Genomic DNA, 11,697 nt, shown 5'->3' on the forward strand with positions numbered 1-11,697 from the left:
CGGGACCGCACTTCGGCGCTCCCGCTCCCCGCACGTCGACTACCTACTCTTCTCGTCCGCCGGCGCTAGCCCAGCTTCGCCTCGGTCGCCTTGCCCAGCAGCGTGATCGCGCCGTCCTTCACCTGGTACATGTAGATGTCCTTGGCCACGACCTCACCGTTGTCCCCGAACTTCACCTGCTTGGAGACACCCGCCAGATCAACGGTCTTGAGGAACTCGTTGATCTTGTCCGGGGTGGTGTTGCCCGCCTTCACCGCCTCCACGAAGACCGACGCCGCGTCGTAACCCTCCGCCGCGTAGATCGCCGGGTCCGCGCTGTAAGCCGCCTTGTAGGCGTCCGCGAACTTCTTCACCTTCTCGTCCGTCACATCCGCCGTGGCGATGTAGCACGGGCAGCCCACCAGCGCGCCCTCGGCGTTCGGCGCACCGGCGCCGTCGATCAGGCCCTTGTCCAGCGAACCGTCGCCGGAGAAGAACTTCGCGTCCTTCACACCCTTGTCACGCAGCTGCTTCAGCAGGTTGCCGCCCGCCGCGTAGTAACCACCGAAGAAGATCGCATCCGGCTTGGTCGCCGCGACCTTGTTCACCACCGAGGAGAAGTCACTCTCCTGCGGGTCCAGCGAGTCGGTGGTGACCTTCACACCCTTGGTCTCCAGCTGCGCCTTCACCGCGTCGGCCAGCGGCTTGCCGTAGTCCGACTTGTCGTCGATCACGAACGCGTTCTTCGACGCCGCCGCACCAGCCATGAAGTCCGCGATGCCCGGACCCTGAACGCTGTCGTTCGGAAGGATGCGGTGCCAGTACTTCCAGCCGTTCGCCGCCAGCTTCGTGTTCGTCGCCGACGCCGTGACGCTGGGCAGCTGAGCCTCCTCCAGCACCGGGCCCACCTGCGCCGACTCACCCGAGAAGGCCGGGCCGATCATGCCCACGACCTTGTCGTTCTTGATCGCCTGCTGGGCCAGACCGACGGCCTTGGAGCCGTCACCCTGGCTGTCGTACTCCACCAGCTCGATCTTCGTCGCCGGGTTCGTCTTGTTGTACTCATCGAACACGAGCTTCGCGCCGTTCTTCGGCGGAATGACGATGCCGGAGTTCGGTCCGGTCAGGTCGCCCATGAAACCGATCTTGACCGAGCCGGAGGCCGCGCCGGAGCCGCCCTCCGAAGGCTCCGCGGTCGAGCCACCGTCACCACAGGCAGCGAGACCGAGAGAGAGCGCCAGACCGGCAGCGAGCACTCCACCGAGGCGAGCAGTCCTAGGCCGCAAAGTTGCCTTCCTTTCGCCCGGACCCCCGTGTCGGGACCGGGTTCACAGATGCCCTCCCTGACGGAGTGGCCAGGGGGTTGTTGACGGTTAGTACAGCCAGCCCATGTCACGGGTCGATACAGGAAGCGCCCCCGTAACCGTTTCGTTATTACACCGATCCTTTACGGCTACCAGGCAAAAGCAGAGGTCACCCCGGCTCGCCACCCCACCAGAAGATCACCCCGAGCACGCGAAAGGCCCGCCCACCCCCCGAAACCGGAAGACACACGGACCCCACACCCCACGAACACACCCCGAAACCGACACCCGGCACCCGGCACCCACACCAGGACACGGACCCGGCACCCGGACTCGGGCCTGGATTCGGGCCTGGAGCCGGACCCGGACCCGGACCCGAGCTCAGACCCGCACCCGGCACCCGGCACCCGCGACGACGACCACCCCACCCGCGAACCCACCACAGGCGGATCAACCCTCCGACGCCCCCGACTCCTCCCCCGCCCCCTGAGACACACCATCGACCACGACCTGCGCCACCTGACGCATGCTCAACCGCCGATCCATCGACGCCTTCTGAATCCACCGGAACGCCTGCGGCTCGGACCAGCCATGCTGCGCCATCAGCAACCCCTTCGCCCGCTCCACCAACTTCCGCGTCTCCAGCCGATCCGACAGCGTCCCGACCTCACGCTCCAGCGCCGCGATCTCCTCATGCCGGCTGACCGCCATCTCGATCGCCGGCACCAGATCCGACTTCGTGAACGGCTTCACCAGATACGCCATCGCCCCCGCGTCCCGCGCACGCTCCACCAGATCCCGCTGCGAGAACGCCGTCAGAATCAAACACGGCGCGATCCGCCGCGCCACGATCTGCTCCGCCGCCGAGATACCGTCCAGCACCGGCATCTTCACATCCAAGATCACCAGATCCGGCCGATGCTCAGCCGCCAGCTGCACCGCGGCCTCACCGTCCGCCGCCTCGGCGACCACGGCGTAACCGTCCTCTTCCAGCATCTCCTTGAGATCGAGGCGGATCAGGGCCTCGTCTTCCGCGATCACCACTCGCCGCTGCGTACTCACGAGCAAGAGGGTACCGACGTCCGCTAGATTGGGACCACGCCGGTACTCACGGTTTGTTCGTTTCCGAGTAAGCTGACGAGCCGCACAAACAATCCGGACATAGCGGGACGCCCCGGTACTCCAACGGCAGAGAGAGCGCTCTCAAACAGCGTGTAGTGTGGGTTCGAATCCCACTCGGGGCACAGAAAACCCTCCGACTCAGGCAGTCGGAGGGTTTTGTCGTACCCAGATGGAACACTGTGGGTATGTACAGCATCACGGTACGTGAAAGAGTGCGCCAACTCCTGGAGACAGGAGAGACGATCAGCGCGATCAGTCGCCAGACCGGCATCTCACGTTCCACCGTCAAAGGCTGGCGAGACGATCCAGACCGCCCCACTATGAAAGTGGCCTCCTGCCCCCGATGCGAGGCGGTCCCTACGCTTCCTGAACCACGCGAAGCGTACGCCTATCTTCTGGGCCTTTACCTTGGGGACGGCTATATCAGCCCAATCGGCGATAAGACTAAAGGCGTCTGGTCGTTACGCATCATATGCGCAGATTCCTGGCCCGGGCTCCAAGAGGAATGCGCCGAGGCGCTTCTCGCCGTCAGGCCCGACAACAAGGTACGCAGGCTCTCCCGTCAGGGCTGCACGGAGATCAACTCTTTCTCCAAGCACTGGCCTCACCTCTTCCCGCAGCATGGCCCGGGGAAGAAGCAGGATCGGCTGATCAAGCTGGAAGAGTGGCAGCAGCAGATCGTCGACGCGAATCCCGGCAGCCTCGTCCGGGGCCTCATGCATTCCGATGGCTGCCGTCTGGTCAACAGGGTGAAGGGGAAGTCTGGCAACGAGACGCGTTACTACGAATACCCCCGCTACCTCTTCGTCAACGAGTCGCGGGACATCCTCCGGCTGTGCGAGGAGGCGCTCGATCTCCTCGATGTGAAGTGGCGCTATTCGAAGCCAAACACCATCTCCGTCGCCAGGCGGGAGGCCGTCGCGCGACTGGACGAGTTCGTGGGGCCGAAGTACTGAGGCTGAAGCACTGAGGCGGTGTCCGGGCGGCCGGGGTTCCGGTGGTTCGAGATGCCGGAGCCCCAGAACTCTGGAAGACCGAAGCTCCGGAGCGCACGTGGCCGGTGCCGCGCGGCCGGCCCTCCGCCCCGGGAGCGGGCGGCCCACCCTTCGTGGTCGATGGGCCACGAAACGCGCGTCGAGGTGCGACCGCCCGCCTCTGCTCCCCTCTCCGCCCGCTTACCGACGCGACCCGGCGGGCGTCCTTCCGATGTCGGCTCCGGGCTCGCCGAGCCCCACGGCGGTCCCTGCCGGTCCCTGCCGGTCCCTGCCGTAGACCGTGCCGGAGATCGCCGTGGGGCGTGCCAGAGATCTGCCAAGAAAGTGCGTCATGCTCCCCGCCGTACGCGAGCGGTTCATCCCGCTCCGGACCGAAGATCCGGCACCGGGTTCCGGCATCAGGCCTCCGGCTTTCCCGTGCCGTCGAACACACCTATCGCCAAACAGGGGGACATCTCACATGACCAGCACGAAATCCGGCCCTCGGGGCTCTCTTCGTTTTCGAGGGCTGTTCGCAGCACTGGGGGTCGGCGCACTCGTCGCCTCTCCGCTCCCGCAGGCCGCCGCCGCGACCGCCGCACCGCCGGTGACACCGGACTGTTCCTGGAAGCTCCGGGTGAGCGCGGACACCGTCAACGTCTTCTTTCCCGACACCGCGGCGTCGTACTGGGTCCTGCCGTTCACGGTTCAGGACCGCCTGCGGATCAGGCTCTCGGGTGAGTACGCGGACAGCCGGTACACCTCGTTCAACGTCTACAAGGACGGCGGAGGGTCGTTCACGTTCAACGGTGTCGGCTCGTCGCTGCCCGACCATCTCATCGATCCGGACCCCGGCGGTATCAATCCGTGGCGGCAGCAGGCGGAGCCCGGCGGGCGTTACACGGTGACCGTGAGCTCCGACGCGGCTCCTGGCCAGGTCAACACGCTTCCCCTCGCTCCCGAGGGCACCGCGGAGGGCGCGGACGGCTACGTTCTCCTGAGGGCCTACCTGCCGGCCGGCGGTGACTTCTCGCGGGTGCCGTTGCCTTCGGTCACCTTCGAGCGCGATGGTGTCTCCAAGCCGGTGCCCCGGTGTGAGAGCACCGACACCGCCACGGACGAGCAGATGGCGTTGCTCGAAGGGCTCCGTATGGATCCGCCGCTCACCGAGCCGGAGCCGATGAGGTTCGCCCGCGTGAAGCTCGACACGCGGCGCGTCGGCGGCTTCCCGAACGCGGACTCCGCCTACCTCAGCGCAACCGTCCCCCCGCCGGCCGACCGCGAGGTCGTCGTCGTCCGGGGCAGGGCGCCGCGCGCCTCCGCCGGTTCCCATCCCTCGCCGTGGCCGGGAACGGACAAGGACGTGCGCTACTGGTCCATGTGCACGAACCTGACCTTCCCGCTGCTCCCGGTGGTGGTGAACAAGCTGCCGAACGGGACGGTCAGTTACGGGTGCCGCAGCGATGACGAGACCGCGCTGGACTCCAGCGGCCACTACACGTACGTGATCGGCAGGGAGTCGCAGCGCGCGGTGATCGAGAGGATTCCGGGGGTGACCTTCCTGCCGTTCTCCACGACGCAGCCGAGGGCCGCGCACACCGTCCTGCTCCGCAACATGGTGGTGGACGAGGACTTCGCCGAGGCCGTCCAGAACGTTCCCGAGGACGGTGACCCGGCCTCCGCCGCCGCCGTGATGGGCCCGTACCACCCGAAGGTCTCGGTCTGCTCGCTCGCCGACCTGGCCTCGGGTGGCCCGCAGAGCTGTCCGCCGGTCTAGGCGTCCGCCGGCCGCCGGTCCAGGCGTCCGCCGGGGCGAGTCCCGTCAAGGGGGCGGGGACTCGCCCCGGCGGACGGTGTGTCGTATGCGGCGAGCACGGGACGGGTCTTCCTCGCCTTCGCTCGCCGCTGCTCTACGCCTGCCCGGCTCCCGGCTGCCCGTCGGCCGGCGATCCGGGGTTCGGCGGGGTCGGCGGGCCGGGAGGGACCTCAGGGGCATAAGACCGAAATATGGCGAAATATGGCTATGTCCGAAATATGGGTTTCGGTCACTTGCTCTTCGTAGCCCACTACTGCGCTCGGTGTCCGACAGGTGAGACGTGGAGTGATGCCACGGGGCCGACCGGCCCGGCTCTCCACGTTACTCCGCTGTGACCTGCGCTTATGTCAAGCCGTTCGCGAGCGCCGGGGTCTTCGCGCGGGGCCGAAACCGGCATTCGAGCACGCTTGAAGATTCATCTCTTGACGCGGATTACCCCGGAAACGTAGGAATAACGTGCCTTACCGCTATTAATACTTTACGGGGCAAAACCCCTGTTTAGGACTATGGGGGGTGGATGCTCGAAGCGATGCGGGAGGACCCCTCGTCCGCCTCGTTGCCAGGTACGCGGCACGTCTCGTCTCCGGCGGAGACGCCCGCGGGAACGCCCGCGGGGGCACCGTCGGCGACCCCGGTTCCCGTCGAGTGGACGTCGGGACCACCCCATGTCCCCCCTCGGACCACCCTGTGCGATCTCGTCGCCGCGCAGGCCGCCCGCTCCCCCGGCGCCACGGCCGTCCGCCAGTGGGACGCCCTTCTCCCCTACCGTGACCTGCTTTCCTCGGCCGCCGCGCTGGCGGCCCGGTTGCGGGCCCTCGGGGTCGGTCCCGAGGTCCGGGTGGGGTTGTGCCTGCGGCGCACCCCGCTCATGCCGGTGGCGGCGCTCGGCGTGATGCTGGCGGGCGGCGCCTACGTCCCGCTGGATCCGGGGCATCCGCGTCGCAGGCTCCAGGAGGTGATCGAGGACGCGGCGATCGGCGTGGTCGTGGCCGACGACGACGGCCGTGCCCTGTTGCGGGAGTGCGGGCGAACGCTGGTCGTTCCGGAGATCGTGTCCTCCCCCATCGAGCCGTCCCCCGCCGGCTTTCCTCCCGCCGAACCGTTCCCCGCCGGGTCGCTCCCCGCCGAACCGCTTCCCTCCGGTCCGCTTCCCTCCGGATCGAGCCTCGCCGGCCGGCCTCCCGCCGGAGCGTCCTCCGGGGTTCCCGATTCCGGGGTTTCGGTCTCCGACGGGGTTCCGGTCTTCGATCGGGTTCCGGTCTTCGATCGGGTTCCGGTCTCCGGGGACGCCCGGCCCGGCGACGCCGCGTACGTGCTGTACACCTCGGGTTCGACGGGCCGTCCCAAGGGCGTGGTAGTGGACCATGCCTCGGCGGTGGCGTTCGTGACGGCGGCGGTGGCGCGTTTCGGGCTGGACGCCTCGTGCCGGTCGATCGCGTTCTCGGCGCTGGGGTTCGACGTGTCGGTGCTCGACATGTTCGCGCCACTGACGGCGGGCGGGTGTGTGCAGCTCGTGCCGGACGAGGACAGGGTGGATCCGGGCCGGTTGCAGCGGTTCCTGGAGGAGCACGAGGTCACGTGGGGGTTCGTGCCGCCCGCCCTGCTTCCGCTGGTGGATCCGGCGCGGCTGCCGTGTCTCCGGGATCTGGTGACGGCCGGGGAGCCTCCGGGGCCGGAGCAGGTGGCGCGGTGGTCGGCGTACGCGCGGTTCCACAACTGGTACGGGCCGACGGAGACGACGGTGTGCGTGGTGGGGGCGGAACTGTCGGGGGTGTGGGACAGGCCGCTGCCGATCGGCCGTCCGCTGGCCGGTTGCCGGGCGCACGTGCTGGACGAGGAGATGCGGGAGTGCCCGGTGGGGGTGCCGGGTGAGCTGCACATCGGCGGCCCGCAGGTGAGCCGGGGGTACCTCGGCCGGCCGGGGCTGACGGCCGAGCGGTTCGTGCCGGATCCGTTCTCGGCGGAGCCGGGGGCGCGGCTGTACCGGACGGGTGACCGGGTGGCCTGGCAGGAGGACGGCCGGATCGCGTTCATGGGGCGGCTGGACCGGCAGGTGAAGGTCCAGGGGCAGCGGGTGGAGATCGGCGAGGTCGAGTCGGTGGTGCGGGCTCACCCGGGGGTGCTTCAGGCGGTGGTGGACGCGCCCGGGGAGCTGGTGGCGTACGTGGCGCCGCTGGACGGGCCGGATCTGGTGGCGTTGCGGGAGCACTGCGCGTCGAGGCTGCCGCTGTACATGGTGCCGACGAGGGTGGTGCGGGTGGCGGCGTTGCCGCTGAACGCGTCGGGGAAGGTGGATCTGGGCGCGCTGCGGGCCGCGCACGGCCCGGTGTCCGCCGGGGCCGGTGCGGCGGCGGGGCTTCCGGACGGTACGGCCGGCTCCCCCGGCGCTCCGGGACCCGCCGGACACGCGGACTCCGGCGGACGCACGGGTTCCGACGGGCGCACGGGTTCCGACGGGCGCACGGGTTCCGACGGGTATGCGGATGCCGACGGACACGCGGGTTCTGACGAGCGCGCGGATGCCGACGAGCGCGCGGGGGCGGCGGGGGACGACGGGCTGGCGGCGATCTGGTCGCGGGTGCTGCAGGCTCCGCCGCCGGAGGCCGACGACGACTTCCTCGCCGCCGGCGGGCATTCGCTGCGTGCGATGCGGCTGGTGGCGGCGGTCAGGGCGGAGCTGGGACGGGAGATCTCGGTCGAGGACGTCCATTCGGCCCGGGTGTACGGCGCGCTGGCGGCGAGGGTGGCGGATGCGCCGCGCGTGCCGGCCGCCGGTGCGGCCGTGGGGCCGATGCTGTCGGCGGCGCAGCGGCGCATGTGGTTCGTGGAGCGGCTGGCGCCGGACACTCCCGCGCACAACATCGCGATGGCGGAGCGGGTGCGGGGGCCGCTGGACGCGGGTGCCCTGGAGCGGGCGCTGGGCGCGGTGACGGCCCGGCACGAGGCGTTGCGGTGGCGGGTCCCGGCGGAGGACGGTGTGCCGCGGGTGTCGGTGGCTCCGGCGGGGCCGGTGCCGCTGCCCGTGGAGGATCTGTCCGGTCTCGCGGCGGACGCGCGGGAGGCGGCGCTGGCGCGGGTGCTGGACCGTGAGGCGCGGGAGCGGTTCGACCTGGCGGCGGGGCCGCTGTTGCGGGCCAGGCTGGTGCGACTGGCGGCGGACGAGCACGTGGTGGCGGTGACGGTGCATCACATCGTGTTCGACGGCTGGTCGCAGGATGTGTTCTTCCGGGATCTGGGTGTGGCCTACCGGGGCGGGGCGCTGGAGCCGGTGGGGGTCTCGTTCGGCGACTACGTGCGGTGGGCGCGGGCGCGGGACGGCGGAGCCTCCGGCGCCGGGCTCCTCGCGGGTGGCGCTTCCGGGAGCGGCGACTCCGAGCGCGACGCCTCCGGGAGTGGGGCTTCCGGGAGCGATGCCGCCGGGAGCGGGGCTTCGGGGAGCGACGCCGCCGGGAGCGGGGCTTCCGCGGGTGGAGCAGCCGGGGGCGGGCTGGAGTGGTGGCGTGCCCACCTGGAGGGCGCGCCGACGGTGCTGGATCTGCCGAGGGACGCGCCGCGTCCGCCGGTGCAGACGTTCCGCGGCGCCGTACGGCGGGCGGGGCTGGACGGCGGGCTGGGCGGGCGGGTCAGGCGGCTGGCGGCGGAGCTGGGGGTGACGCCGTACCCGGTGCTGCTGGCGGCGTTCGGTGAGCTGGTGGCCCGGTTGACCGGTGAGCGGGATCTGCTGGTCGGCACGCCGTACGCCGATCGGGGGCACGCGGCGTTCGCGGAGCTGGTGGGGATGTGCGTGCGGATGCTGCCGCTGCGGCTGCGTCAGGACGGCGACGCCTCCTTCGCCGAGTCCGTGCTGCGGTGCCGGGACGAGCTGGCGGAGGTGGTGGCGCGGGGGGACGTGCCGCTGGAGCGCGTGGTGGAGGCGTTGCGGGTGCCCCGGGATCTGGGGCGGAACCCGGTGACGCAGGTGTTGTTCAACATGTACGACTTCGCGGAGGCGAAGCTGGACCTGCCGGGATGTACGGCGGAGCCGCTGGCGGCGGGCCTGCCGGGTTCGCTGTTCGACCTGACGCTGTACGTCGCGGAGGAGCCGGGGCCGGGGCCGGGGTCGAGGCCCGAACCGGGGCCGGAGCCGGAGTCAGGGCCGGGGCCGGGGTGTGCCGGGGGTTACGCCCTGCAGCTGGTCTACAACCCGGATCTGTTCTCGGCGGCGCGGATGGAGGCCCTGCTGGAGGGCTACGCGTCGCTGCTCGCGGATCTGCTGGTGCGTCCGGACGAGCCGGTGCGGCTGGCGCGGATGACGGAGGGCCCGGGGCGCGCGGCGCGTTCGAAGCGGACGGGGCGGACGGAGTCCGCGCACGCGGAGGACGGGAAGCACGAGGAGGGCGGGGGGCCCCTGAAGCCCCCGGAGAGCCTGGAGAGCGCGGAGGATCCGGCGGGCGGGGAGCCTGGAGAGCCGGGATCGCCGCCGGTGTGGGACGGGCCCGGTCTGCCGGAGTCGTTGCGCGCGGACGCGGTCGTGGAGGGTTCGGGGCGGGTGCTGGACGGCGCGGCGCTGGCGTCGTTGCGGGACCGGGTGGCCGGGGCGGTGCGCGAGGCGGGTGTGGAGCCGGGGCGGGCGGTGGCGGTGCTGGCGTCGCGGGTTCCGGAGTTGCCGGGTGTGTTGCTGGGCGTGCTGGTGAGCGGGGCGAGGTGGGTCGTCCTCGATCCGGCGTATCCGGTGGCGGTGCTGGCGCGTCAGGCGGAGGCCGCGGGTGCGGTGGCGGTGCTGCGCTGCCCGGGGGTGCCGGACGGCGCGGATCTGCCGATGCCCGCGGGTCTGCGGGAGATCGTGCCGCCTGCCGGGTGGGCGGCGGTGTCGCCTGAGGGGGACGTACCGGAGACGGACGTGCCGGGTCCGGGTCCGGGTCCGGGTCCGGGTCCGGGTCCGGGTCCGGCACGAGGGTATCTGTCGTTGACGTCGGGCACGACGGGTGAGCCCAAGCCGGTGGTGACGGGTGAGCGGCCGCTGGCGCACTTCGCGCACTGGTACGTGGGGACGTTCGCGGTGTCGCCGGCCGACCGTTTCGCGTTGCTGTCGGGGCTCGCGCACGATCCGGCGTTGCGGGACCTGTTCGTGCCGCTGGTGGCGGGTGCGCGGTTGTGCGTTCCCGAGACGGCGACGGTGCGTGATCCGTTGCGGCTGGCGGGGTGGCTGCGTGAGCGCCGGGTGACCGTGCTGCATCTGACGCCGCAGCTGGCGCGGATGCTGTGCGGGACGGGCGCGGTGCTGCCGGATGTGCGGCTGGTCGCGACGGGAGGTGATCGTCTCACCTTCGCCGACGCGGTGCGGTTGCGCCGTCTGGCGCCCTCCGCGCGGGTGGTGGCGTTCTACGGCACGACGGAGACGCCGCAGGCGCACGCGTGGTACGAGGTTCCGCCCGATGCGGTGGAGAGCGCGGAGCCGGTTCCGGCCGGGCGGGGGGTCGAGGGCAGCGAGCTGCTGGTGCTGGCCGGGCACGGTGGCCGGGCGGGGGTGGGTGAGCTGGGCGAGGTGGTGGTGCGCAGCGCCAACCTCGCGGACGGTTACCTCGATCCCGAGCTGACCCGGGCGCGGTTCACGGCGGAGGGTTTCCGGACCGGTGACCTGGGGCGGTTGAACCCGGACGGGACGGTGACGCTCGCCGGGCGGCGGGACGACCAGGTGAAGGTGCGTGGGTTCCGGGTGGAGCCGGGCGAGGTGGAGGCGGCTCTGGCGGCTCATCCGGCGGTGCGGTCGGCGGCGGTCGTGGCGGTGGGCGGCGGCGGTGGCGGCTCCGGTTCCGGTGGTGGGCGGGAGGCGGTGCTGTACGGCTACGCCGTTCCGGTCAGGCCGGGGGTGTCGTCCGCCCGGCTGCTGGAGCATCTGCGGGGGGTGCTGCCGGAGCACGCGGTGCCGGTCGGGGTGGAGGTGCTGGCGGCGTTGCCGTTGACGCCGAACGGCAAGGTGGACCGTGCCGCGTTGCGGTTGCGGGTGCCCGGTCCGGCGGCGGTGTCCGCGGGACGGGGCCACCAGCGGGGTCACGGCGCGGCCGGCGGTCCTGCCGGTGGTCCCGGTGGCGGCCCGGCCGATGGTCCCGGCGGCCCCGGCGGCTCCCAGGGACCCGTCGGTGGCTCCGGCGGTGGTCCGGCCGGTGTCGTGGGGCGCGGTGCGGGTGGCGGTCCGGGCGCCGAGCCTTCGGGGCCGACGGAGCGGGCGGTGGCCGAGGTGTGGCGGGCCGTGCTCGGCGTCCCCCGGGTGCGGGCGACGGACAACTTCTTCGAGATCGGCGGCCATTCACTGGCGATCGCGGCGGTGCAGGTGCGGCTGGCGGGGGTGCTCGGCCGGGAGGTTCCGGTGGTGGACCTGTTCCGTCATCCGACCGTGCGGGCGCTGGCGGCGCATCTGGACGGCGGGGGCGACAGTCCGGGCCTGGACCGGGCCGCGCGGCGGCTGGCCGTACGGCGGGACCGGATGAGGGGGCGGGCCCGCAGACCTGACTGAGCCGGGCGG

General features: G+C 71.4%; 5 protein-coding genes and 1 tRNA gene. 4 read left to right on the forward strand and 2 right to left on the reverse strand.

Annotation, left to right across the window (positions count from 1 at the left end):
* Positions 1-65: 65 nt before the first annotated feature.
* Together ACZ6W9_RS05595 and ACZ6W9_RS05600 are read right to left on the reverse strand one after the other, a co-directional pair.
* Complete coding sequence (locus ACZ6W9_RS05595; RefSeq protein ID WP_389954504.1) at positions 66-1,235, reverse strand: branched-chain amino acid ABC transporter substrate-binding protein; 1,170 nt, start codon at positions 1,233-1,235, stop codon at positions 66-68.
* 498 nt (positions 1,236-1,733) lie between these two features.
* The gene (locus tag ACZ6W9_RS05600; protein WP_389954506.1) at positions 1,734-2,345 is read right to left on the reverse strand and encodes an ANTAR domain-containing response regulator; all 612 of its coding nucleotides are present in this window, start codon (positions 2,343-2,345) and stop codon (positions 1,734-1,736) included.
* 109 nt (positions 2,346-2,454) lie between these two features.
* On the opposite strand from ACZ6W9_RS05600, the gene ACZ6W9_RS05605 reads away from it, so the two are divergent.
* The 4 genes from ACZ6W9_RS05605 (at position 2,455) to ACZ6W9_RS05620 (ending at position 11,688) form a co-directional block, all read left to right on the forward strand.
* A tRNA-Leu gene (locus tag ACZ6W9_RS05605) sits at positions 2,455-2,527 on the forward strand.
* Positions 2,528-2,590: 63 nt separating this feature from the next.
* Entirely contained in the window at positions 2,591-3,361 is a 771-nt protein-coding gene (locus tag ACZ6W9_RS05610; protein ID WP_362943451.1) for a helix-turn-helix domain-containing protein, read from the forward strand.
* Between the two features lie 655 nt (positions 3,362-4,016).
* Positions 4,017-5,156 (forward strand): hypothetical protein, encoded by a 1,140-nt coding sequence (locus ACZ6W9_RS05615; protein WP_389954509.1) that lies wholly within the window; start codon positions 4,017-4,019, stop codon positions 5,154-5,156.
* A 556-nt stretch (positions 5,157-5,712) separates the two neighbouring features.
* Positions 5,713-11,688 carry an amino acid adenylation domain-containing protein gene (locus ACZ6W9_RS05620; protein WP_470116780.1) on the forward strand — a complete coding sequence of 1,992 codons (5,976 nt, stop codon included), beginning with the start codon at positions 5,713-5,715 and terminating at the stop codon, positions 11,686-11,688.
* The last annotated feature ends 9 nt before the right edge of the window (positions 11,689-11,697 follow it).

This window comes from Streptosporangium sp. NPDC053982, assembly GCF_055585205.1.